We start from the raw sequence: 22,515 nt of genomic DNA on the forward strand, positions 1-22,515 counted from the left end.
GCATGAGGGGCCCGCGCACCGGAACCACTCCGGGGCGCGGGCCCCTCATTCGTTTGCAGTCACTTCACGGTGCCCAACGCGCCCGACCTGACGCCCCTTCATATCGTGTGTTTATGAGCCACGCACCCCGCGCCCGGACGGTCCTGAGCTGCACCCTGCTGATCGCCTCCCTCGGAGCGGGGCTGGCCGCATGCGACACCTCCGAGGGCAGCCCGCTCGCCTCGGCCCCGTACGACGCGGCGCGGCAGATCTCCTTCAACGGGCTCCCCGAAGGCAGGGACGCCGACCCGGCGAAGCCCCTGGAGGTGACCGCGACCGGCCAGGAGGGCCGGATCACCGACGTGGTCGCCGCGGACGCCCAGGGCCGCCGGGTGGCCGGCGAACTCTCCGCCGACGGCTCCCGCTGGCACTCCACCTCCCCGCTGGCCGCGGGCGCGCAGTACACCGTCAGGGTCAGCACCGAGGACCAGGAGGGCGCGCCCGGCGTGCGCAGGCTCGGGTTCCGGACGGCCGCGGGCAAGAAGGCGCTGAAGGTGCAGTTCGGGCCGGACGCGGGCACGTACGGCGTCGGACAGCCCGTCACCGCGGAGCTCAGCGCCGCGGTCAAGGACCCGCGCGCCCGCGCGGTGGTGGAGCGCGCCCTGAAGGTCGAATCCGAGCCCGCCGTCGAGGGCTCCTGGTACTGGGTGGAGGACGACCTCCTGCACTACCGCCCGCGCACCTACTGGCCCGCGGGAGCCACGGTGCGGGCGCGCAGCAGCCTGGAGGGCATCAAGGTCGCCAAGGGCCTCTACGGGGCCGCCACAGCGCCCCTGAAGCTCACCATCGGCGACAAGGTCGAGGCCGTCACCGACGCCTCGTCGCACTACATGACGGTCAAGCGCAACGACGAAGTGATCAACACCATTCCGGTGACCACCGGAAAGCCCGGCTACGCCACCCGCAACGGCGTCAAGGTCGTACTGGGCAAGGAGTACTTCGTACGAATGCGCGGCACCAGCATCGGGATCCCCCGCGGCACCAACGACTCGTACGACCTGCCGGTGTACTACGCGACCCGGGTCACCTGGAGCGGCGAGTACCTGCACGCGGCGCCCTGGTCCGTCGACTCCCAGGGGTACGCGAACGTCAGCCACGGCTGCACCGGCATGTCCACCGGCAACGCAGCGTGGTTCTACGAGAACGTCCGCGAGGGCGACATCGTCAAGGTCGTCGGCAGTTGGGGCGGCGCCATGGACCCGTTCGGCAACGGCTTCGGTGACTGGAACGTCCCCTGGGAGAAGTGGCGCAAGGGCAGCGCGCTGTTCGACGTCACCGAGCAGCAGCGCGACCGCGTCCGGGCCCCGCGCCTGCGCCCCCGGGTCTGAGGGCCCGGGGGTGCGGGGGAGCGGCGTGCGGCGGTGTCCGTGCGGATCGCTGTCAGGCCCGTGCGGACACCGCCGCGGACCCGGCGCGCCGGGAACGCAGCAGGGCCGCCAGCGAGGCGGCGAACTCCACCGGCTCGACGGGCAGCGTCACCGCGGCCTCCGCACGGCTCCAGGTGGCCAGCCAGGCGTCCTGCGGGCGGCCCATGAGGAGCAGCACGGGAGGGCAGTCGAAGATCTCGTCCTTGATCTGCCGGCAGACGCCCATGCCGCCCGCCGGGGCGGTCTCGCCGTCGAGCACGCACACGTCGACGCCGCCGGCGTCCAGCGCCGCGAGGACGGCGGGCAGCGTGGCGCACTCCAGGAACTCGACCGGCGGTACGTCGGCGGCCGGCCTGCGACCGGCCGCGAGCCGCACCTGTTGGCGGGTGTTGGCGTCGTCGCTGTAGACCAGCACCGTGGCGGTCGGCTGCTGCATTGTTCCTCCGTGACGTCCGGTTACGCGGTGATCTCGGGCTTTTCGGGGCTCTACAGGCGGCTGCTGGGGCCGGTTCCGATGCGCGGATGCTACTCCGTCGCACCCCCCGTCCACACCGCTTCGGACCGCTCTTCGATGGGCCGTTCGGGCAGGACACACCCTCTTGACACTCCGAACGGCACCCCCCGGGGTGAGGGCGGGATAAGCGACCGACATAATGTCGGTCGTGGCGACAGCAACGACAGTAGATACCGGGCACGCGCACCCGTCGGTCAATCGACCGAACCTCACCAGCGTCGGAACCATCATCTGGTTGAGTTCCGAGCTGATGTTCTTCGCGGCCCTCTTCGCGATGTACTTCACCCTTCGATCGGTGACCGGTCCCGAGTTCTGGGCGGAAAAGGCCTCGGCCTTGAACTTCCCGTTCTCGCTGACCAATACCTCGATCCTGGTGCTCTCCTCCCTCACCTGCCAGCTCGGCGTCTTCGCTGCGGAGCGGGGCGATGTGAAGAAGCTCAGGACCTGGTTCATCATCACGTTCGTGATGGGTGCGATCTTCATTGGCGGCCAGGTGTACGAGTACACCGAGCTGGTCAAGCACGAGGGCCTGTCGCTCTCGTCGGACCCGTACGGCTCGGTGTTCTACCTGACGACCGGCTTCCACGGACTGCACGTGACAGGCGGCCTCATCGCCTTCCTGCTGGTCCTCGGCCGGACGTACGCGGCCAAGAGGTTCACCCACGAGCAGGCGACAGCCGCCATCGTCGTGTCCTACTACTGGCACTTCGTCGATGTCGTCTGGATCGGCCTGTTCGCCACGATCTACATGATCAAGTAACCAGGGGCCAAGGCCCGCACACACTTCCCGCATCGACGCAGAAGATCCTGACACCGGGGTAATCCGTGAAAAAGCTCTCCGCACGACGACGCCATCCGCTGGCGGCGGTCGTCGTCCTACTCTTCGCGCTGGCGGCCACTGGGGGGCTGTACGCCGCGTTTGCGCCTGCGGGCAAGGCGCAGGCCGACGAGACCGCCCAGTCCCTCGCCATCGAGGAGGGCAAGAAGCTCTACGCCGTCGGCTGCGCAAGCTGCCACGGTACCGGCGGTCAGGGCACCACTGACGGCCCGTCCCTCGTGGGCGTGGGCTCCGCCGCAGTGGACTTCCAGGTCGGCACCGGCCGCATGCCGGCGCAGCAGCCCGGCGCCCAGGTGCCGAAGAAGAAGGTCATCTACACGCAGGCGCAGATCGACCAGCTCGCCGCGTACGTGGCCTCTCTCGGCGCCGGCCCGATCACGCCGACCGAAAGCCAGACCAACCCTGAAGGCGCCGACATCGGCAAGGGTGGCGAACTGTTCCGCACGAACTGCGCGCAGTGCCACAACTTCACCGGTGAGGGTGGCGCCCTGACCCACGGCAAGTTCGCTCCGTCCCTGGAGGGCGTCTCGCCGAAGCACATCTACGAGGCCATGCAGACCGGCCCGCAGAACATGCCCTCCTTCCCGGACAGCACCATGCCGGAGAAGGAGAAGAAGGACATCATCGCGTACGTCAAGGCCGTGAACGGCGAAGAGACCCCGAGCCCCGGCGGCTTCGGACTGGGCAATCTCGGCCCGGTCAGTGAGGGTCTGTTCGCCTGGATCTTCGGTCTGGGTGCGCTCATCGCAGTCGCCGTCTGGGTCGCGGCCCACACCGCTAAGGCCAAGAAGTCATGAGTAGCCAAGAGAATCCAGAAGAGGCCCTGCCTGCTGAGCAGGGCAACGCGCACGGCGAAGTAGCGACGAAGGACGATCCGTTCGCGGACCCGGGCCTGCCGCCGCACAAGCCGCGCATCCAGGACCTCGACGAGCGGGCCGCCAAGCGGTCCGAGCGCGTCGTCGCCTTCCTGTTCACGCTGTCGATGCTCGCGACGATCGGCTTCATCGCCTCGTTCGTGGCCTTCCCGATCGAGAAGATCGTGTACGTGTGGCCGCTCGGCCACGTGAGCGCGCTCAACCTCTCGCTGGGACTGACGCTCGGCATCGCCCTCTTCTGCATCGGCGCGGGCGCGGTCCACTGGGCCCGCACCCTGATGTCCGACGTGGAGGTCGCCGACGAGCGCCACCCGATCTCGGCCTCGCCCGAGGTCCGGGCGAAGGTCATGGCGGACTTCAAGGCCGGCGCCGAGGAGTCCGTGATCGGCCGTCGCAAGCTGATCCGCACCACGATGTTCGGCGCGCTGGCCCTGGTGCCGCTGTCCGGCGTCGTGCTGCTGCGCGACCTCGGTCCGCTGCCGGAGAAGAAGCTGCGCACGACGTCCTGGGCCAAGGGCAAGCGGCTGATCAACCAGAACACGATGGAGCCCCTGCGGGCCGAGGACGTCGTGGTGGGCTCGCTCACCTTCGCCGTGCCGGAAGGCCTGAAGGAGGACGACCACGAGTTCAACTCGAAGATCGCCAAGGACGCCCTGATGATCGTCCGGATCCAGCCGGACGAGATCAAGGACAAGCAGCAGCGCGAGTGGGCGGTCGACGGCATCGTCGCGTACTCCAAGATCTGCACCCACGTGGGTTGCCCGATCAGCCTGTACGAGCAGCAGACGCACCACGTGCTGTGCCCGTGCCACCAGTCCACCTTCGACCTGTCCGACGGCGCCCGCGTCATCTTCGGCCCGGCCGGTCACCCGCTGCCGCAGCTGCACATCACGGTGAACGCCCAGGGTTACCTCGAAGCCATGGGCGACTTCGCTGAGCCCGTCGGTCCTGCATTCTGGGAGCGCGGATGAGTACTGCGACGACTACCGAATCCAAGCCGCAGCAGAAGGCGCCCGCCGGTGAGCGGGTCGCGGACTGGGCGGACGGCCGGCTGGGGATCTACTCCCTCGCCAAGGCCAACATGCGCAAGATCTTCCCGGACCACTGGTCCTTCATGCTCGGCGAGATCTGCATGTACAGCTTCATCATCATCATCCTCACGGGTGTGTACCTGACGCTGTTCTTCCACCCGTCGATGAACGAGATCGTGTACCACGGCTCGTACGCGCCGATGCACGGCATCCGCATGACGGAGGCCTACGCGTCGACGCTGGACATCAGCTTCGACGTGCGCGGCGGTCTGCTGATCCGGCAGATCCACCACTGGGCGGCGCTGATCTTCCTCGCGGCGATGTTCGTGCACATGATGCGCGTCTTCTTCACGGGCGCCTTCCGCAAGCCGCGCGAGGTCAACTGGCTGTTCGGCTTCCTGCTGTTCGTCCTCGGCATGTTCACCGGTTTCACCGGTTACTCGCTCCCGGACGACCTGCTGTCGGGCACCGGTGTCCGCTTCACGCAGGGCGCGATCCTGTCCGTGCCGGTCGTCGGCACGTACATCTCGATGTTCCTGTTCGGCGGGGAGTTCCCCGGCCACGACATGGTCGCCAGGTTCTACTCGATCCACATCCTGCTGCTGCCGGGCATCATGCTCGGCCTGATGGTGGCTCACCTGATCCTGGTCTTCTACCACAAGCACACCCAGTTCGCGGGCCCGGGACGCACGAACAACAACGTCGTCGGCATGCCGCTGCTGCCGGTCTACATGGCCAAGGCCGGAGGCTTCTTCTTCCTGGTCTTCGGCATCATCGCGGTCATCGCGGCGGCGTTCACCATCAACCCGGTGTGGGCGCTCGGCCCCTACCGGCCCGACCAGGTGTCCACGGGCGCCCAGCCGGACTGGTACATGGGCTTCGCCGAGGGCCTGGTGCGTGTCATGCCGGGCTGGGAGATCAACCTCTGGGGCCACACGCTGGTCCTGGGCGTGTTCATCCCGCTGGTGCTCTTCGGTCTGATCCTCGCCGTCATCGCGGTGTGGCCGTTCCTGGAGTCCTGGGTCACCGGGGACAAGCGCGAGCACCACATCGCGCAGCGTCCGCGCAACCACCCGACCCGCACCGCGTTCGGCGTCGCCTGGGTCACGGTCTACTTCATCGGCCTCATCGGCGGTGGAAACGACCTGTGGGCCACGCACTTCCACCTGTCGATCAACTCGATCACCTGGTTCGTGCGCATCGGCTTCTTCGTCGGCCCGGTCCTGGCGTTCATCATCACCAAGCGGATCTGCCTGGGCCTCCAGCGCAGGGACGCCGAGAAGGTGCTGCACGGACGCGAGTCCGGCATCATCAAGCGCCTCCCGCACGGTGAGTTCGTCGAGGTGCACGAGCCGCTGCCCGCGGACAAGCTGCACACGCTCACGGCGCACGAGCAGTACGCGCCGGCCGCGATCGGTCCCGCCGAGGACGAGAACGGCGTCACGCGCAAGGTCGGCCCCGCCGAGAAGCTGCGCGTCAAGCTGAGCAAGGGCATGTACGGCGAGGGCGCCCAGATCGCCAAGCCCACCGCCGAGGAGTACAAGGAGATCACCAGCGGCCACGGCCACCACTGATCCCCGCCCCGGCCCAGTGAGCTGAGCCGGAACTGTTCGCCACAGCGAGAGCCCCGTCCGGACCCCGGACGGGGCTCTTCGCGTGTTCCCGGGCTGGATAGGGTGACCCCATCCCTTATCGGCAAGCCCTTCGCCGGGCGCGTGGACCCTGGAGCGGACCATGGACGTTGTGACCCCAGTCGGCGGCGACAGCGTGGCGGCCCGCGGCTGGCCGGGCATCCTCACCGCTCTGCTGCGCGGCCAGGACCTCGGGGCGGACGACACCGCCTGGGCGATGGACCGCATCATGTCCGGCGAGGCCACCGACGCGCAGATCGCGGGCTTCTCCGTCGCCCTGCGCGCCAAGGGCGAGACCGTGCAGGAGGTCTCCGGCCTGGTACGGGCGATGTACGCGCACGCCAACACCATCGAGGTGCCGGGCCCCAGCGTCGACATCGTCGGCACCGGCGGCGACATGGCCAAGACGGTGAACATCTCCACCATGTCCGCGATCGTCGTCGCGGGCACCGGCGCCAAGGTCGTCAAGCACGGCAACCGGGCCTCCTCGTCGGCCAGCGGCTCCTCCGACGTCCTGGAGAAGCTGGGCGTCAACCTGGACCTGACGCCGCGCCGGGTCGCGGAGGTCGCCGGCGAGGCGGGCATCACCTTCTGCTTCGCCGTGAAGTTCCACCCGGCGCTGCGGTACGCGGCCAAGGCCCGCAAGGAGCTGGGCGCGCAGACCACGTTCAACATCCTGGGCCCGCTCACCAATCCGGCCCAGGTGCGCGCCCAGGCCGTCGGCGTCGCCGACGCGCGGATGGCCCCGATCGTCGCGGGCGTCCTGGCCGAGCGCGGCAACTCCGCCCTCGTCTTCCGCGGCGACGACGGCCTGGACGAGCTGACCACCACCGCGACCTCCCGGGTCTGGGTGGTACGGGACGGCGGCGTGCGCGAGGAGGCCTTCGACCCCCGCGCGGTCGGCCTGGAGATCGTCCCGGTGGAGGCCCTGCGCGGGGCGGACGCCTCGTACAACGCGGAGGTCGCGCGCAGGCTCCTCGCCGGGGAGGAGGGGCCGGTGCGGGACGCGGTGCTGCTCAACACGGCGGCCGCGCTGGTCGCCCTGAACCCGGGCGGCGGATCGCTGGAGGAGGAGATCGCCGCGGGCCTGGAGAAGGCGCGCGAGTCCCTGGACTCCGGGAGCGCGCAGGCGGCGCTGGAGCGCTGGGTGCGGGCCAGCAACGCCTGAAACCGGCGCGCGGTGTGACGCAGAGCGCAGTGCGGACGTCTCAGGAACCGGACTGCGCTCTTGCGTGTGGTCGTGGCTGTGGCAGGATGCTCACCAGGTCATGAGTGACAGCGACTACGGCCCCGGCCCGCTGTCCGGCAACCCTCCGTCCGTGGCGGGGTGCCCCGGGTGAAGACCAGGTCGTAGGCAGCGAGGTCTACGGCAAGCGCGGACCCCTGCGCACTCCTTTCCGGAGTGGCGCGCCCCTGGGGTCCTGGTCCTCAAGGGAGCAGTCTCGTGAGCAAGCGAATGCGATAGGGCCGCTCGGCCCCGTTTCACCTTCACCTCCGCCCCGGGCACACCTGTATCCGGAGCGTCGAGGCAACTCCCGTACGGGACAGGGCGGTTGTGCCCTCGTCGGATGCCGTGCGGGTTCCGCTGAAGCCATTCCGCCTTGTCCTGCCAGGAGTTTCGCCATGTCCGCATCGCCCGTCGCCACCGTCACCGCCACCTCCCCCTCCGCCGCCGTCTGCGCCGCCGGGTGCGCGGAGCCCTGCTGTGCGCCGCTGCCCGTGCTGGGCCGGGACGTCGCCGTGCCGCTGGTCACCGGGGGCGAGGTGACGTACGCGGCCCTCGACTACGCGGCCAGCGCCCCGGCGCTCCAGCGGGTCTGGGACGACGTCGCCGCGTACGCCCCGTACTACGGCAGCGTGCACCGGGGCGCCGGGTACCTCTCGCAGCTCTCCACCGACCTCTTCGAGAACAGCCGGGTGACGGTCCACGAGTTCCTGGACTGCCGGGAGGGCGACCAGGTCGTCTTCACCCGCTCCACCACCGACTCGCTGAACCTCCTGGCGGCCGTACTGCCCGCCGACTGCCAGGTGTTCGTCTTCGAGACCGAGCACCACGCCTCGCTGCTGCCGTGGCGGGACGCCGAGGTCACCTACCTCAACGCCCCGCGCACCCCCGCCCAGGCCGTCGAGACGCTGGAGCGGGCGCTCGCCGACCGCGACCCGTACGGGCCGGCGCTGGTGTGCGTGACGGGCGCCTCCAACGTCACCGGAGAGATCTGGCCGGTCGCCGAGCTGGCCGCCGCGGCGCACGCCCACGGCGCGCGGATCGTGCTGGACGCGGCGCAGCTCGCCCCCCACCACCCGGTATCCGTACGGGAGTTGGACGTCGACTGGGTCGCCTTCTCCGGGCACAAGCTGTACGCGCCCTTCGGGTCGGGCGTGCTGGCCGGGCGGGCCGACTGGCTCCAGGAGGCCGAGCCGTACCTCGCGGGCGGCGGCGCGTCGAAGAAGGTCGCGCGGCGTGCGGACGGCGGGGTGGACGTCGAGTGGCACACCACGGCCGCCCGCCACGAGGCCGGCTCGCCCAACGTCATCGGCGTGTACTCCATCGCCGCCGCCTGCAAGGCGCTCACCGAGGCCGGGTTCGACTCGCTGGTGCGGCGCGAGCAGGCGCTGGTGCGCACGGTGCGGGAGGGGCTCGCGGAGGTGCCGGCCGTCAAGGTGCTCTCGCTGTTCGGCGACGACGCCCCGCGCGTGGGGGTCATCTCCTTCGTCGTGGAGGGCTGGAACAGCTCGCACTTCGCCGCCGCGCTCTCGGCGGAGTACGGGATCGGCGTGCGGGACGGACTGTTCTGCGCCCACCCGCTGGTCCGCACGCTGCTGGGCAGCGACCCGGAAGAGGTCGGCGAGTGCGGTGCGCCCGAGGCCGAGCCGGGCGAGCGGTCCCTGAACGCCATCCGGGTCAGCTTCGGCGCGGGCACGCCCGACGAGCACGTGGAGCGCTTCGTGGGCGCGGTCAGGGAGCTCGTCGCCAACGGCGCGCAGTGGAACTACCGCACCGAGGGCGGGCGGTGCGTCCCCGCCGTCTGAGGAACCCGTCGGGCGGTCCGCGCCGCCGCCGTCGCGATGCCCGGGGGCGTCGCGACGGCGGCGGCCGTCGGACGGTCTCAGCCGTCGAGACCGATCGCGAACGCGGCCTCCAGGTCGTGCTGCGAGTACGTGCGGAACGCGACGTGCGTGTCCGTGCCCTCCACTCCCGGGATCTTGCTGATGGAGCCGGGGATGATGTCCGCCAGGTCGTCGTGCCGCCCGACGCGCACCATGGCGATCAGGTCGTACGTGCCGGTGACGGAGAAGACCTCGCTGACGCTGTCCAGGGCGGCGATCGACTCGGCGATCTCGGGGATGCGGTCCACGCTGGTCTTGATGAGCACGATCGCGGTGATCACGGCTGGCTTTCTCCCTCGGTGGCCGGTGACGCTGCTGCGCCCGCCACTGTAGTCGTACGCCGGTGACGCGCCCACGCGTACAGGAAGCCCCCGCTGAAGCCCACCACGTGCGCCAGGTACGCCACTCCCGAGCCCTCGCCCAGGCCCTGGGCGGCCAGCCACTGGAGCACGAACCAGAAGACCAGCACGATCCACGCCGGGAAGCGCAGCGGCAGGAAGAGCAGGAAGGGGAAGAGGCTGGTGACGCGGGCGTGCGGGAACAGCCGCAGGAACGCGCCCAGCACCGCCGAGATCGCCCCCGAGGCGCCGACCAGCGTCTCGTCGGACCCGGCGTGCACCAGCGCGTACCCGACCAGGGCGAGGTAGCCGCAGACCAGGTAGAAGAGGGCGTAGGCGAGGCGGCCCATGCGTTCCTCGGTCATCGCCCCGAAGACGTACAGGAAGAGCATGTTGCCCAGCAGGTGCAGCCAGTTGCCGTGTACGAACAGCGCGGTGAACGGGGTCAGCAGGGTGTGGCCCGCGCCGGTGACCAGCTCCGCGGGGATGACGCCCCAGCGTTCGAAGTAGGCGCTCTGCGCACCGAGGAGCGCCTCGCCGGTGCCGTACGCGGGACGGAAGCCGGAGGCGGGGCCGAGCAGGAAGACCACGCAGCAGACACCGATCACGGTGTACGTCACGACCGGCCCCCGGCTGATCTCCCGCCACCGGGCCCGCCGCCGGGCCGTGACGTCGCTCATGGGGATCACGGTGTCGAGCATGACGCACCGGGCGGCCCCCGGGGGCCCGGCTCGCCGGGGCCGGCACGGCCGCTCGCGGCCGGGTCCCAGCCGGGTCCCAGCCGGATCTCAGCCGGGTCTCAAGGGTCGGCCGCCCTCCGCGCGGGGTAGCGGTGAGGCCGTAGGGTTGCGTGCAGGGCATCCGCAGTTCGACGGCGCACCGCGGCAACGACGTAGACACACGCGTGACGTGTGCGAAGGAAGAGGACGGTACGCATGACGACGACGGTTCCCCTGCCCACCGCCGGAACCCGGTGGCGCTGCACCCTGTGCGGAAACCTCACGCGTTTCGACGTGACCCGCTCGTCCAAGGTGGTCGAGTACGTGCACCTCGACCTGGCCGGGGAGTCGAAGGTCGAGGAACGCGAGGTGGTCAGTGAGACCATCGAGTCCGTGCGGTGCCGCTGGTGCAACGCGGTGGACCAGATCGAATTGGTGGACAGGCCGGACGCCGCCCCCCGGAACTCCTAGCGGGTTCTTGTGGGCGGCCCCGGCGGAGCGTGCCCGTGAGGGTGGGAAGGCAGTGGGGTGACGGCGATGGTGGAGCCTGCGAGCGGCGCGGACCCGGCCGGTTCGGCCGACGGCGTCGCAGAGGTGCTCGACCGCCCGTTGCCCGAAGGGGTGCGGCGGCGCGTCGTGACGCTGGTGTCGGACGCGTTCGGCGGCCTCACGGTGGCGGAACTGCCCCCGCCGCTGCGGCAGTACGCCCGGTTCACCCCCAGCAGGCGCGCCAAGTTCGCGGGCAACGCGATGGCGGCGGCGCTGGAGAGCGACCCGGTCTTCCGCCAGCGCATCGGTGAGCGGCTGCGCGAGGCGCAGCCCGAGCTGACGGGTGCGCTGGAGGCCGGGTCGCCGCCCGCCGCCGCCGACCCGGTGGACGTGGCGGCGGCCGCCTACGTGCTGCGCCCGGCGGGCTGGGTGAAGCTGGTGGCCGCCGCGGGCGAGGAGGCCCAGCGCGCGGACGCCGAGCGCGCCGACGAGGCCGCCCAGCGCGAACTGGAGCAGGTGCGCGCGGAGCTGGCCGAGGCCCGGGAGCGGACGAGGACCGAGACGGAACGGCTGCGCGCCGAACTGGAAGCGGCCCGCAAGGAGGCCGAGTCCGCCCAGCGCAAGCTGCGCGGCGCGCTCAGCGACGTCAAGCGGGGCGAGGCCGCCCTGCGCAAGACGCAGGCCGGGATCGACGCGGTCAGGGCCGAGGCGGCCGCCCAGGTGGCCGCCGCCGAGGCGGAGACCCGGCGGCTGCGGGGCAGGCTCGGCGAGGCGGAGGCGTCCGTCGAGGCGGGGCGCCGGGCCGTGCGGGAGGGGCGCAGCGTCGAGGACATGCGGCTGCGGCTGCTGCTGGACACGGTCCTGGAGGCGGCGCAGGGGCTGCGCAGGGAGCTGGCGCTGCCGCCGTCGGCGGGGCGGCCCGCGGACACCGTGGACGCGGTGGAGCCGGGGCGGATGTCGCCCAAGGACATCGCCGCGCGCGCCCTGTCGGACACCGACCCGGCGGTCCTGGACCAACTGCTGGCGCTGCCGCAGGCGCATCTGGTGGTCGACGGCTACAACGTCACCAAGACCGGGTATCCGACGATGCCGCTGGAGAAGCAGCGGCTGCGGCTGCTGGGCGGTCTGTCCATGCTGGCGGCGGCCACCGGCGCCGAGGTGACCTGCGTGTTCGACGGCGCGGAGCTGGCAGCCCCGGTGCTGCTGGCGCCGCCGCGCGGGGTGCGGGTGCTGTTCAGCAAGGCGGGGGTGACCGCCGACGAGCTGATCCGGCAGCTGGTGCGGGCGGAGCCGGACGGGCGTCCGGTCGTGGTGGTCTCCACCGACCGCGAGGTGGCCGACGGGGTCGCCAAGTCCGGTGCGCGGCCGGTGGCTTCCGCGATGCTCCTCAAGCGGCTCTCGCGGGCCTGAGCCCGGTACCGGGGCACTCGGCACCGTTGCGGGCGGTCCGGCGGAGTTGCCCAACTTGCGTGGCGTATGCCCGTATTGATGGCTTGTGGGGCTGGCGTTGCGTCAACTGCTCATGACGCAGTGTGTGACGCAAGGAAATTATGCGTTGCGTGGGCGAGATTTTTCCTATGAGGATTTGAACTGATCACAAGAAGGTCACTAAGGTCTGGGCTCGAACCTTCGCGCGGTTGATCACTCATCCGGAGTATCAGCGAAGGGCCCGCCAACCTCGCTGGTCGGCGGCTGAGGAAGAAGGAGCTCGCCTTCGTGGCGTCCCACCGTCGTCCCAAGCAGCCGAGCCGCACCCGTGTGACCGTGCTCTCCCTCGCGGCCACTGCGGCCGTCGCGCTCACCTCCCAGTCGGCCAACGCCGCGCCCAAGCCTGACAAGAAGGAAGTCAAGGCGAAGGTGGACAACCTGCACGAGGAGGCGGAGGCCGCGACCGAGCGGTTCAACGCCGCCAAGGAGAAGCAGGGCACGCTGGAGAAGCAGGTCAAGAACCTGCAGGAGAAGGTGGCCCGCGGCCAGGCCGAGCTGAACGACCTGCGCAAGGGCCTGGGTTCGATGGCGACCGCGCAGTACCGCACCGGCGCCGTGGACCCCTCGCTCCAGCTCTTCCTGTCCTCCGAGCCGGACCAGTTCCTGGACCGCGCCGCGGCGATGAACCAGCTCACCGCCAAGCAGGCCGAGTCGCTCCGCAAGATCCAGGGCAAGCAGCGCACCCTCACCCAGGAGCGCGAGGAGGCGTCCGGCAAGCTCGCCGACCTCGCCTCCGTCCGCAAGGAGCTCGGCGAGAAGCGCAGCTTCATCCAGGGCAAGCTCGCCGACGCGCAGAAGCTGCTCAACTCCCTCACCAAGGCCGAGCGCGACGCCATGTCCCAGCAGGAGGACCGCGCCAGCCGGGACGCCACCGACCGCTCCCAGCTCGGCGAGGTCGCGGCCGGTTCCGGAATCGGCGCGCAGGCCATGGCCGCCGCCCGGACGAAGATCGGCGCCCCGTACGACTGGGGCAACAAGGGCCCGAACGCCTTCGACTGCTCCGGGCTCGTCTACTGGGCGTTCAAGCAGGTCAACCGCACCGTGGGCAGCAGCACCTTCACCCAGGTCAACGACGGCCCGAAGATCTACAACAAGGCCGACCTGCGCCCCGGCGACCTGGTCTTCTTCAGCAACCTCGCGCACGTCGGCTTCTACGCCGGCAACGGCATGTCGCTGCACGCGCCCAAGCCCGGCACCAACGTGCGCGTCGAGGACATGCGCTACCTCGGTTCCTTCATGTACGGAGTGCGCGTCGGCGGCTGAGTCCGCCCGGCGCCCCGCTCCGGGACACGCCCGCACTACCCGGCGGGCGCCGCCGAACAACCCGCCCGTTCGGGCGAATTGCGGCTCCCCGTGCTGACCGCCCGCCCCGCCGATGACCTGGTCATCAGGCGGGGCGTCGCGCTGTTCGGGCGCTTTCGCGCCGCACGGGGTCGTTGGCCGCCCGTGAGCGTCCCGCTACTGTCTGCTCGCGCAGCTCCCGTCGAGCAGTCCGCCCGCCCCGGGCGGCGGGGTGCTGCCTCCCAGCAGTGGAAGGAGTGCGGCTTCCCGTGGCGTCACACCGTCGTCCCTCGCAGTCCGGGCTCACGCAGAGCACCCGGGTCACCGTCCTGTCCGCCGCCGCGGCCACCGCGGCGGCGGCCCTCGGGGCCACCCCCGCCGGCGCCGACCCGGCGGGCACGCCCACGGCCGCCCAGGCCACCGTCGACCGGCTCTTCGAACAGGCCGAGAAGGCGACCGAGCAGTACAACCGGGCCAACGAACGCGCCACCGCCCTGCGCAAGGAGGTCGCGCAGGCCCGCGACCGCACCGCCCGCGGCCAGGAGCGCGTCAACCGGATGCGCGGCGTCATCGGCCAGCTCGCCGGCGCCCAGTACCGGTCGGGCGGGCTCGACCCCACGGTGTCGCTGCTGCTGTCGGAGAACCCGGACGGCTACCTCGACAAGGCGGCCGCCCTGGACCGGATCAGCGCCCTCAACGCGGGCAAGCTGCACGAACTCACCGAGGCGCAGCGCAAGCTGGGCCAGGAGCGCGCCGAGGCCTCCCGCAAGCTGGCCGAACTGGAACGCAGCCGCACCGTCGTCACGCGCCACAAGCGCGCCGTCGAGCGCAAGCTGGCCGAGGCCCGCCGCACCCTGAACGCACTGCCCGCCCCCGAGCGCGCCGAGTTCGACCGGGCCAACCGCAGCGGGCGCGCGGAGCTGCCCGAGATGTCCGGAGCGATGCCCGCCTCCGCGCGGGCCGCGGCCGCCGTGCTCGCCGCCCGGAACGCCGTCGGCAAGCCGTACGTCTGGGGCGCCAACGGCCCCACCGGGTTCGACTGTTCGGGCCTGATGCAGTGGAGCTACGGGCAGGCCGGCGTCTCCCTGCCGCGCACCTCGCAGGCCCAGCGGTACGCGGGCCGCCAGGTCTCCCTGGCCCAGGCGCAGCCCGGCGACCTGGTGGCCTACCGCGACGACGCCAGCCACATCGGGATGTACATGGGCAACGGCCAGGTCGTGCACGCCCCCTACCCCGGGGCCCCGGTCCGCTACGACCCCGTCGGCATGATGCCCGTCTCCTCGGTGACCCGGGTCTGACCGGTTCCCCTCCCGGGGCCCCGGCTCCTCCGCGTACGATTCCCCGACATGGCGGCGCACGGGAGCGGCACACGGCACGGGCGGCGGGCGGTGCTCGCCCTGGGCGGGCTGCTGGCGGCCTCCTGCGCCCTGCCCGCCGCCCCCGCCGACACCGCGGCCCGCGACGTGCGCCGGCTCCTCGACCGGCGGGCCGCCGCCCTGCTGGCCCGCGACCGGGCCGCCTTCCTCGCCGTCCTGGCGCCCGAGGCGCCCGGCCTGCGCTCCGCCCAGGGCGAGGAGTTCGACCACCTCGCCGGGGTGCCGCTGACGGAGTGGCACTACCGGCTCACCGGTCTCGACCGCACCGGCGACGGCACCGTCACCGCCCGCGTGGAACTGCGCCACCGCGTCGCGGGGTACGACGCGACGCCCGCCGTCTCCGCCCGCCGCGTCGACCTCAGGCGCCGGGACGGCCAGTGGCACGTCACCGGGGACCGGCCCGCGCACGGTGGCACGCGGGAACTCTGGCAGCAGGGCCCGGTGGCCGTCGCCCGCGGGCGGCGCTGCGTCGTCCTCGGCACCGGGCACGGGGCCGAACGCCTGCGCCGGATCGCGGAGACCGCCGACGCCGCGGTCGACGCCGTCGCCCGGGCCTGGACCCGGGAGAGCGATCTCAGGACGGTGCTCCTGGTGCCTTCCTCGCTGAGCGCGATGGGGGCCCTGCTCGGGGAGCCGGCCGCCGGGTACCGGGGGATCGCCGCCGTCACGACCGGGGCGAGCGAGGGCGGACGGCGGACCTCGGCCGACCGCGTCATCGTCAACCCCGAGGCGTACGAGGTGCTGGGGGCCGTCGGCAGACAGGTCGTCCTCACCCACGAGACGACGCACGTGGCCACCCGCACCGCCACCACGGCCGCCACCCCGATGTGGCTGTCGGAGGGCTTCGCGGACTGGGTGGCCTACCGCGACAGCGACCGCCCCCCGGCCCAGATCGCCCCCGAACTCCGGCGCACCGTACGGCGCGAGGGCCTGCCCGACGCCCTCCCGGCCGACGGCGACTTCCGCTTCGCGGGGGACGCGGACCGGCTGGCGGGGGCGTACGAGGGCGGCTGGCTGGCCTGCCGGATGATCGTGGAGCGCACGGACGAGGCGACGCTCCTGGCCCTCTACGAGAGCGTCGGCGCACATCCGCGGCGGGAGGGCGCGGTGACGGCGGCGCTGCGGCGCCACCTGGACACCACGCCCGAGGAGTTCACCGCCCGCTGGCGCGCCTACGTGCGCGACGCGCTCGCCTGACCCCGGCCGCCCGCGCGACGTCCGGCCACGGCGGCGGCTACTTCCCGGCCGGGCTCGCCTGCGGCTGGTGCGGCGCGGACTCCGGCGCCGTCGCGGCGGGCACGTGGCGCTGCGTCGGGAGCGGGCGCGGCGCGTGCGCGGCCCCGGTCACCGTGTGCCGCCACAGGGTGCGGCACGCCAGCACCGTCGCGGCGACCAGCAGTCCGTTGCGTACGAACAGCAGCGTCAGCCCCAGCGGGTCGCTGTCGACCACGTGCGAGAACCAGACGGGGAACTCCAGACACGTCACGAAGGTCGCCACCAGCACCAGACGGGCGGGCCGGTCCATCCGGCTGCCCCGGAACACCAGGCAGGCCGCCGCGAGTCCGACCAGCCACAGCATGTACTGCGGGCTGATCACCCGGCTCGTCGTGGTGAACAGCAGCACCGCCACGAACGCCGCGTCGCACGCCGTCGACGCGGTGAACAGCCGCGCCTTCAGCCGCCACACCAGCAGCCACCCGAAGGCGAGCACCGTGAGCACCATCGCGGCGGTGCTCACCACGGAGACGTACGGGCCCAGGAACTCCACCGAGCCGTAGTTCAGCAGCACTTCGCCCTCCCAGCCGAAGTGCCGCGCCACGTGGAAGACCAGCGCCCCCAGCGACTCCACCTCGGTGCCCCGGTCGCGCTGGAAGGTCAGGAACGCCAGCGCCCCCGGCATCGACGCGGTGAACAGCAGCACCAGCGCCAGCGCCGTGGCCGCGAACGCCGACCACGCCGCCCGTGTCGTACGGCCGCGTGCCGTGCCCGCGAGCAGCAGCGCGGGCCAGACCTTCAGCAGCGCCCCCACGGCGGCCAGCGCTCCCGCCAGACGCGGCCTGCGGGCCCCCGCGAGGAGCGCCGCCACCGCGACGCCGGTCACCATCACGTCGTAACGGGCGTACGAGGTGGGGCCGAGCAGCGCGAGTCCCGCGATCCACACCCACGCGCCCGCCGTCCGCTTGCCGGGGCGGCGGCCCGCGTACAGCAGCAGCCCCGTCACCACGGCGTCGGCGACGAGGGCCAGCACGAAGAAGGCCGGGGCGTAGTCCAGGAACGGCAGCAGACCGGGGGAGAGCACCGCGAGGGCGGCGGCCGGCGGGTACTGCCAGGTGATGTCGTCCAGCGGGAAGGTGCCGCCGCGCAGGACCTCGTACCAGCCCTGGTAGATGACCGAGATGTCGCTCGTCACGTCGGGGCCCGGGAAGACCAGCACCTTGAACACGCACAGCAGCAGCAGGACGCGGGTCACGGCCCACACCGCGAGGGGCGCTACGGGCAGGGCGGGAGAGCTGGGGGTTCCGGTGCCGCTCGCTGGCATGACCATCCTTGTCCGGTGGCGGGCGTCTGCGGGGTCGTCCCGTCCGCAGGGGTGTCTACAGGCTCATGATGCAGGGCGCGCACGTCCCCGGGCGATGACGCGGAGCCGCCCGGTACTGTCGGTCACGATGGACAAGACCTTGATCGTGACCAACGACTTCCCGCCCCGCCCCGGCGGCATCCAGGCGTTCCTGCACAACATGGCGCTGCGCCTGGACCCCGAGCGGGTCGTCGTCTACGCCTCCACCTGGAAGCGCGGACGCGAGGGCGAGGAGGCCACCGCCGCCTTCGACGCCGAACAGCCCTTCCCCGTGGTGCGCGACCGCACCACGATGCTGCTCCCCACGCCCCGGGTCGCCCGGCGCGCCGCCGGGCTGCTGCGCGAGCACGGCTGCACCTCCGTGTGGTTCGGGGCGGCGGCCCCGCTCGGCCTGATGGCGCCCGCCCTGCGCGCGGCGGGCGCCCGCCGGCTCGTCGCCACCACGCACGGGCACGAGGCGGGCTGGGCGCAGCTCCCCGCCGCCCGGCAGCTCCTGCGGCGCATCGGCGAGGGCACCGACACGATCACCTACCTGGGCGAGTACACGCGCTCCCGGATCGCCGCCGCGCTCACCCCCGAGGCCGCCGCGCGGATGGTGCAGCTCCCGCCGGGCGTGGACGAGAAGACCTTCCACCCGGACTCGGGCGGCGACGCGGTGCGCGCCGGACTCGGGCTCAGCGGGCGTCCGGTGGTGGTGTGCGTGTCCCGGCTGGTGCCGCGCAAGGGGCAGGACACCCTCATCGAGGCGATGCCCCGGGTGCTGCGCTCGGTGCCGGACGCCGTCCTGCTGGTGGTCGGCGGGGGACCGTACGAGAAGGACCTGCGCGAGCTGGCGCGGCGGACCGGGGTCGCGGACTCCGTGCGGTTCACCGGCGCGGTGCCCTGGGCGGAGCTGCCCGCGCACTACGGGGCCGGTGACGTCTTCGCCATGCCGTGCCGCACCCGCCGGGGCGGCCTCGACGTCGAGGGGCTCGGCATCGTCTACCTGGAGGCCTCCGCGACCGGGCTGCCGGTGGTGGCGGGCGACTCGGGCGGCGCGCCCGACGCCGTACTGGACGGGGAGACCGGGTGGGTGGTGCGCGGCGGCGAGCCCGCCGAGGCCGCCGAGCGTGTCGTGACCCTGCTCCAGGACGCGGACCTGCGGCGGCGGATGGGGGAGCGGGGACGCGCGTGGGTCGAGGAGAAGTGGCGCTGGGACCTGCTCGCGGAGAAGCTGAAGACGCTGCTGTAGCACGGGAACGACGCGAGGGGCGGCCTCCGGGAGGCCGCCCCTCGCGCCACGCGCTCGCCTACGCGCCGTAGATCGCCTCGATCTCGTCCGCGAAGTCCTTCGCCACCACGTTGCGCTTCAGCTTCAGCGACGGCGTGATGTGGCCCGCCTCCTCGGTGAACTGGGCCGGCAGGATGCGGAACTTGCGCACCGACTCCGCCTTGGAGACCGCCGCGTTCCCGTCGTCCACCGCCCGCTGCACGGTGGCCAGCAGGTCCGCGTCGTCGCGCAGCGAGACGGCGGTGGAGTCCGCGGGCTTGCCGTGCTCGACGGCCCACCGGCCGAGGAACTCCTCGTCGATGGTGACCAGCGCGCCCACGAACGGGCGGCCGTCGCCGACCACCATGCACTCCGCGATCAGCGCGTGCGCCCGGATGCGGTCCTCGATGACGGCGGGGGCGACGTTCTTGCCGCCGGCCGTCACGATGATCTCCTTCTTGCGGCCGGTGATCGCGAGGTAGCCGTCCTCGTCGAGGGTGCCGATGTCACCGGTGTGGAACCAGCCGTCGGTCAGCGCCTCGGCGGTCGCGGCGGGGTTGTTCCAGTACCCCTGGAAGACGTGCTCGCCGTGCAGCAGCACCTCGCCGTCGTCGGCGATCCGCACCACCGAGCCCGGCAGCGGCTGGCCGACGGTGCCGATCTTCGGCCGGTCGTACGGGTTGAACGCCGTCGCCGCGCAGGACTCGGTGAGCCCGTAGCCCTCCAGGACCTTGAACCCGATGCCGCTGAAGAAGTGGCCCAGGCGCTCACCGAGCGGGGCGCCGCCGGAGATCGCGAACTCGCACCGCCCGCCGAGCACCGCGCGCAGCTTGCCGTAGACCAGCTTGTCGAAGACCTTGTGCTTGAGCCGCAGGCCGAGCGAGGGACCCTGGGGGGTGCCGAGCGCCCGGCTGTACGCGATCGCGGTGTCGGCGGCCCTGTCGAAGATCTTGCCCTTGCCGTCGGCCTGCGCCTTGGCGCGCGCCGAGTTGTAGACCTTCTCGAAGACCCTCGGCACCCCGAGGATCAGCGTCGGCCGGAAGGCCGCGAGCTCGTCGGTGAGGTTCTTGATGTCCGGTACGCAGCCGAGCTTGATCGGCGCCATCACCGACGCGACCTCCACCAGCCGGCCGAAGACGTGCGCGGCGGGCAGGAACAGCAGCACCGAGCACTCGCCCGTGCGGAACAGCGGCTTGAGGCGCTCCACCACGTTGCCGCACTCCGCGAAGAAGCTGCGGTGGGTCAGCACACAGCCCTTGGGGCGGCCGGTGGTGCCCGAGGTGTAGACGATGGTGGCCGGGTCGTCGGCGCCCGCGACGGCGCTGCGCTCGTCGACCGTCTCGTCCGGAACGTCCGAGCCGAGCGCGGTCAACTGCTCGATCGCGCCCGCGGCGCCCGCCCCCGCCTCGATCTGCCAGACCTGCTTGAGGGCGGGCAGCCGCTCGCGCACGGACTCCACGGCCGCCGCGTGCGCCTCGCCCTCCACCAGCACGGCGACGGCCCCGGAGTCGCCCAGGATCCACTGCACCTGCTCGGCGGAGCTGGTCTCGTAGACCGGCACGGTGACCGCGCCCGCGCTCCAGATCGCGAAGTCCAACTGCACCCACTCGTAACGGGTGCGCGACATCAGGCCGACCCGGTCGCCCGGCTCCACGCCCGCGGCGATCAGCCCCTTCGCGGCGGCCCGCACCTCGGCCAGGAACTGGGTGGCGGTCACGTCCGTCCATGTTCCTGGAGTTCCTGGAGTTCCCGCGACCTTGCGGCCCATGACCGCGGTGTGGGGGTGCTGAGCGGCGTTGCGGCGGATGAGATCCGTCAGATTGCCGTCCGAGGGGACCTCGTACAGGGCCGGAAGGCTGAACTCGCGCAAGACTGCTGCTCCTCATCAGGCACCGGTCGCCACGTCAGCGTGTCGCCGGCTGCGGTCCAAGGTCGGGCAGGTGCTCAGTGGGGGATGAGCACGACTGGACTGCCCGGACGTTACCCACCAGTACTCGGTTCCCGATAGGGGTTCCCGGCCAGATGTACGGTGCGTCACACTCTTCGGCCGGTCCTTCGCGCACAGTAGTCCACCCTTCGGGCGACTCGGAAGTAACCGCAGGTCCGGCCCGTGCGACCGGGCGCGGACCGGCCCTACTCAGCGGCCGGACCGGGTTCTAGGCTGACCGGCATGCGAGTTCATGTGGTCAGCGACGTGCACGGGAACGCCCAGGCCCTGGCCCGGGCGGGCGACGGCGCGGACGCCCTGGTCTGCCTCGGCGACCTCGTGCTCTTCCTCGACTACGCCGACCACTCGCGCGGCATCTTCCCCGACCTCTTCGGCACCGCGAACGCCGACCGCATCGTCGAGCTGCGCACTGCCCGCCGCTTCGAGGAGGCCCGCGAGTTCAGCCGGGGCCTGTGGGCGGGCATCGACCGCGAGGCCGCCACCCTGGCCGCGGTGCGCAGGCAGTACGCCGAGCTCTTCGCCGCCTTCCCCGCGCCCACCTACGCCACGTACGGGAACGTCGACATGCCGTCGCTGTGGCCGGAGTACGCGGGCGAGGGCACCGTCAGTCCCGGCACCACCGTCCTGGACGGCGAGCGCGTCGAGCTCGGCGGCCTGGTCTTCGGCTTCGTCGGCGGCGGGCTGCGGACCCCCATGAACACGCCGTTCGAGATCAGCGACGAGGAGTACGCGGCCAAGGTCGAGGCGCTCGGCGAGGTCGACGTGCTGTGCTCGCACATCCCGCCCGAGGTCCCGGACCTGGTGTACGACACGGTGGCGCGGCGTTTCGAGCGCGGCAGCCGCGCCCTGCTGGACGCCATCCGCAGGACCCGCCCCCGGTACTCCCTCTTCGGCCACGTGCACCAGCCGCTGTCCGCCCGGATGCGGATCGGGGCCACCGAGTGCGTGAACGTCGGGCACTTCGCGTCCACGGGGCGGCCCTGGGTGCTGGAGTGGTGAAGGAGCGGGCCGCGATAGCCTTCACACCGCACGCACCAGTCAGCCAGCCCCAGTCCGGACCGTGAGGAGCCATCGCGATGGCGGAACACACCAGCTCTAGCATCACCATCGAGGCGGCGCCGGCCGACGTCATGGGTGTGATCGCGGACTTCGGCCGCTACCCCGACTGGACGGGCGAGGTGAAGGAGGCCGAGGTGCTGGCCACCGACGACCGCGGCCGCGCCGAGAAGGTCCGCCTGGTGCTCGACGCCGGCGCCATCAAGGACGACCACACCCTCGCCTACACCTGGACGGGCGACAACGAGGTGAGCTGGACCCTGGTCAAGTCGCAGATGCTGCGCTCGCTCGACGGCTCCTACCACCTCGCGCCCGCCGCGAACGGCGCCACCGAGGTCACCTACCGGCTCACCGTCGACGTCAAGATCCCCATGCTCGGCATGATCAAGCGCAAGGCCGAGAAGGTCATCATCGACCGCGCCCTGGCCGGCCTGAAGAAGCGCGTGGAGTCCGGCCCCCGGGCCTGACGCGCGGAACACGGGGGGGCACGAGGGTGAGCACGGCGGGCAGGGACGACGCGGACGCAGACACGGACGTGGACGCGGCACGCGAGGTACCGGTGGGTGCCGGTGCCGGTGCGGGTGCGGACG

20 protein-coding genes and 1 riboswitch are annotated in these 22,515 nt (G+C 71.9%); of the genes, 15 read left to right on the forward strand and 5 right to left on the reverse strand.

Annotated elements, in window-relative coordinates:
* Window positions 1–113: 113 nt before the first annotated feature.
* Window positions 114–1,367, forward strand: a complete 1,254-nt coding sequence (locus tag ACIP93_RS11055; RefSeq protein WP_401757501.1) for an Ig-like domain-containing protein — start codon at window positions 114–116, stop codon at window positions 1,365–1,367.
* 52 nt (window positions 1,368–1,419) lie between these two features.
* Here the strand turns inward: ACIP93_RS11055 and ACIP93_RS11060 are convergent, their stop codons facing one another.
* Complete coding sequence (locus ACIP93_RS11060; protein ID WP_345223660.1) at window positions 1,420–1,842, reverse strand: hypothetical protein; 423 nt, start codon at window positions 1,840–1,842, stop codon at window positions 1,420–1,422.
* Between the two features lie 217 nt (window positions 1,843–2,059).
* Between ACIP93_RS11060 and ACIP93_RS11065 the strand changes: the two genes are divergently transcribed.
* The 6 genes from ACIP93_RS11065 to ACIP93_RS11090 all read left to right on the forward strand — a co-directional run bounded on the left by ACIP93_RS11065 (window position 2,060) and on the right by ACIP93_RS11090 (window position 9,325).
* The gene (locus ACIP93_RS11065) at window positions 2,060–2,680 is read left to right on the forward strand and encodes a heme-copper oxidase subunit III (RefSeq protein ID WP_189821776.1); all 621 of its coding nucleotides are present in this window, start codon (window positions 2,060–2,062) and stop codon (window positions 2,678–2,680) included.
* Window positions 2,681–2,745: 65 nt separating this feature from the next.
* On the forward strand, window positions 2,746–3,555 hold the full coding sequence (locus ACIP93_RS11070; RefSeq protein WP_345223664.1) for a c-type cytochrome: 810 nt from the start codon (window positions 2,746–2,748) through the stop codon (window positions 3,553–3,555).
* Entirely contained in the window at window positions 3,552–4,604 is a 1,053-nt protein-coding gene (locus ACIP93_RS11075) for a Rieske 2Fe-2S domain-containing protein (RefSeq protein ID WP_345223666.1), read from the forward strand. Before ACIP93_RS11070 ends, ACIP93_RS11075 begins: the two co-directional genes overlap by 4 nt.
* Complete coding sequence (locus ACIP93_RS11080; RefSeq protein ID WP_345223668.1) at window positions 4,601–6,238, forward strand: ubiquinol-cytochrome c reductase cytochrome b subunit; 1,638 nt, start codon at window positions 4,601–4,603, stop codon at window positions 6,236–6,238. Before ACIP93_RS11075 ends, ACIP93_RS11080 begins: the two co-directional genes overlap by 4 nt.
* A 160-nt stretch (window positions 6,239–6,398) precedes the next feature.
* Window positions 6,399–7,463: an anthranilate phosphoribosyltransferase gene (gene trpD / locus ACIP93_RS11085; RefSeq protein WP_345223670.1), complete on the forward strand. Its 1,065-nt coding sequence runs from the start codon at window positions 6,399–6,401 to the stop codon at window positions 7,461–7,463.
* 96 nt (window positions 7,464–7,559) lie between these two features.
* Window positions 7,560–7,677, forward strand: a riboswitch (SAM riboswitch).
* 241 nt (window positions 7,678–7,918) lie between these two features.
* On the forward strand, window positions 7,919–9,325 hold the full coding sequence (locus ACIP93_RS11090; RefSeq protein WP_401757504.1) for an aminotransferase class V-fold PLP-dependent enzyme: 1,407 nt from the start codon (window positions 7,919–7,921) through the stop codon (window positions 9,323–9,325).
* Window positions 9,326–9,402: 77 nt separating this feature from the next.
* Here ACIP93_RS11090 and ACIP93_RS11095 read toward each other — a convergent pair whose 3' ends face one another.
* Both ACIP93_RS11095 and ACIP93_RS11100 read right to left on the reverse strand, forming a co-directional pair.
* The gene (locus ACIP93_RS11095; RefSeq protein ID WP_189821770.1) at window positions 9,403–9,684 is read right to left on the reverse strand and encodes an Lrp/AsnC family transcriptional regulator; all 282 of its coding nucleotides are present in this window, start codon (window positions 9,682–9,684) and stop codon (window positions 9,403–9,405) included.
* Window positions 9,681–10,421: a rhomboid family intramembrane serine protease gene (locus tag ACIP93_RS11100; RefSeq protein WP_401757505.1), complete on the reverse strand. Its 741-nt coding sequence runs from the start codon at window positions 10,419–10,421 to the stop codon at window positions 9,681–9,683. The genes ACIP93_RS11095 and ACIP93_RS11100 overlap by 4 nt, the downstream gene beginning before the upstream one ends.
* Before the next feature lie 255 nt (window positions 10,422–10,676).
* On the opposite strand from ACIP93_RS11100, the gene ACIP93_RS11105 reads away from it, so the two are divergent.
* The 5 genes from ACIP93_RS11105 to ACIP93_RS11125 all read left to right on the forward strand — a co-directional run bounded on the left by ACIP93_RS11105 (window position 10,677) and on the right by ACIP93_RS11125 (window position 16,291).
* Window positions 10,677–10,931 (forward strand): hypothetical protein, encoded by a 255-nt coding sequence (locus tag ACIP93_RS11105; protein ID WP_345223677.1) that lies wholly within the window; start codon window positions 10,677–10,679, stop codon window positions 10,929–10,931.
* 66 nt (window positions 10,932–10,997) lie between these two features.
* On the forward strand, window positions 10,998–12,359 hold the full coding sequence (locus tag ACIP93_RS11110) for an NYN domain-containing protein (protein ID WP_401757507.1): 1,362 nt from the start codon (window positions 10,998–11,000) through the stop codon (window positions 12,357–12,359).
* Window positions 12,360–12,665: 306 nt separating this feature from the next.
* A complete protein-coding gene (locus ACIP93_RS11115) occupies window positions 12,666–13,700 on the forward strand; it encodes an NlpC/P60 family protein (RefSeq protein ID WP_345223681.1) in 1,035 nt (344 codons plus the stop codon).
* A gap of 287 nt (window positions 13,701–13,987) precedes the next feature.
* On the forward strand, window positions 13,988–15,016 hold the full coding sequence (locus tag ACIP93_RS11120) for an NlpC/P60 family protein (RefSeq protein ID WP_345223684.1): 1,029 nt from the start codon (window positions 13,988–13,990) through the stop codon (window positions 15,014–15,016).
* A 48-nt stretch (window positions 15,017–15,064) separates the two neighbouring features.
* The gene (locus ACIP93_RS11125) at window positions 15,065–16,291 is read left to right on the forward strand and encodes a hypothetical protein (RefSeq protein WP_401757510.1); all 1,227 of its coding nucleotides are present in this window, start codon (window positions 15,065–15,067) and stop codon (window positions 16,289–16,291) included.
* Between the two features lie 37 nt (window positions 16,292–16,328).
* On the opposite strand, the gene ACIP93_RS11130 is transcribed toward ACIP93_RS11125, so the two are convergent.
* Window positions 16,329–17,633, reverse strand: coding sequence for a glycosyltransferase 87 family protein (locus ACIP93_RS11130; RefSeq protein WP_345223688.1), 1,305 nt, complete (start codon window positions 17,631–17,633; stop codon window positions 16,329–16,331).
* Window positions 17,634–17,760: 127 nt separating this feature from the next.
* Between ACIP93_RS11130 and ACIP93_RS11135 the strand changes: the two genes are divergently transcribed.
* A complete protein-coding gene (locus tag ACIP93_RS11135; RefSeq protein WP_401757512.1) occupies window positions 17,761–18,903 on the forward strand; it encodes a glycosyltransferase family 4 protein in 1,143 nt (380 codons plus the stop codon).
* A 58-nt stretch (window positions 18,904–18,961) separates the two neighbouring features.
* Here ACIP93_RS11135 and ACIP93_RS11140 read toward each other — a convergent pair whose 3' ends face one another.
* The gene (locus ACIP93_RS11140) at window positions 18,962–20,791 is read right to left on the reverse strand and encodes an AMP-dependent synthetase/ligase (RefSeq protein WP_401757514.1); all 1,830 of its coding nucleotides are present in this window, start codon (window positions 20,789–20,791) and stop codon (window positions 18,962–18,964) included.
* Window positions 20,792–21,091: 300 nt separating this feature from the next.
* Between ACIP93_RS11140 and ACIP93_RS11145 the strand changes: the two genes are divergently transcribed.
* Window positions 21,092–21,868, forward strand: coding sequence for a metallophosphoesterase (locus ACIP93_RS11145; protein WP_345223694.1), 777 nt, complete (start codon window positions 21,092–21,094; stop codon window positions 21,866–21,868).
* Between the two features lie 77 nt (window positions 21,869–21,945).
* The gene (locus ACIP93_RS11150) at window positions 21,946–22,392 is read left to right on the forward strand and encodes an SRPBCC family protein (protein WP_345223696.1); all 447 of its coding nucleotides are present in this window, start codon (window positions 21,946–21,948) and stop codon (window positions 22,390–22,392) included.
* The last annotated feature ends 123 nt before the right edge of the window (window positions 22,393–22,515 follow it).

This window comes from Streptomyces sp. NPDC088745 (assembly GCF_044751045.1).
Taxonomy (GTDB): domain Bacteria; phylum Actinomycetota; class Actinomycetes; order Streptomycetales; family Streptomycetaceae; genus Streptomyces; species Streptomyces cremeus.

Bases quoted from the DNA above. Each gene is read 5' to 3' on its own strand.
- ACIP93_RS11065 (WP_189821776.1), top strand. From the start codon at position 2,060: ATGTCGGTCGTGGCGACAGCAACGACAGTAGATACCGGGCACGCGCAC.
- ACIP93_RS11105 (WP_345223677.1), top strand. From the start codon at position 10,677: ATGACGACGACGGTTCCCCTGCCCACCGCCGGAACCCGGTGGCGCTGC.
- ACIP93_RS11130 (WP_345223688.1), bottom strand. From the start codon at position 17,633: ATGCCAGCGAGCGGCACCGGAACCCCCAGCTCTCCCGCCCTGCCCGTA.
- trpD (WP_345223670.1), top strand. From the start codon at position 6,399: ATGGACGTTGTGACCCCAGTCGGCGGCGACAGCGTGGCGGCCCGCGGC.
- ACIP93_RS11075 (WP_345223666.1), top strand. From the start codon at position 3,552: ATGAGTAGCCAAGAGAATCCAGAAGAGGCCCTGCCTGCTGAGCAGGGC.
- ACIP93_RS11060 (WP_345223660.1), bottom strand. From the start codon at position 1,842: ATGCAGCAGCCGACCGCCACGGTGCTGGTCTACAGCGACGACGCCAAC.
- ACIP93_RS11080 (WP_345223668.1), top strand. From the start codon at position 4,601: ATGAGTACTGCGACGACTACCGAATCCAAGCCGCAGCAGAAGGCGCCC.
- ACIP93_RS11055 (WP_401757501.1), top strand. From the start codon at position 114: ATGAGCCACGCACCCCGCGCCCGGACGGTCCTGAGCTGCACCCTGCTG.
- ACIP93_RS11100 (WP_401757505.1), bottom strand. From the start codon at position 10,421: ATGAGCGACGTCACGGCCCGGCGGCGGGCCCGGTGGCGGGAGATCAGC.
- ACIP93_RS11125 (WP_401757510.1), top strand. From the start codon at position 15,065: ATGGCGGCGCACGGGAGCGGCACACGGCACGGGCGGCGGGCGGTGCTC.
- ACIP93_RS11150 (WP_345223696.1), top strand. From the start codon at position 21,946: ATGGCGGAACACACCAGCTCTAGCATCACCATCGAGGCGGCGCCGGCC.
- ACIP93_RS11090 (WP_401757504.1), top strand. From the start codon at position 7,919: ATGTCCGCATCGCCCGTCGCCACCGTCACCGCCACCTCCCCCTCCGCC.
- ACIP93_RS11135 (WP_401757512.1), top strand. From the start codon at position 17,761: ATGGACAAGACCTTGATCGTGACCAACGACTTCCCGCCCCGCCCCGGC.
- ACIP93_RS11110 (WP_401757507.1), top strand. From the start codon at position 10,998: ATGGTGGAGCCTGCGAGCGGCGCGGACCCGGCCGGTTCGGCCGACGGC.
- ACIP93_RS11145 (WP_345223694.1), top strand. From the start codon at position 21,092: ATGCGAGTTCATGTGGTCAGCGACGTGCACGGGAACGCCCAGGCCCTG.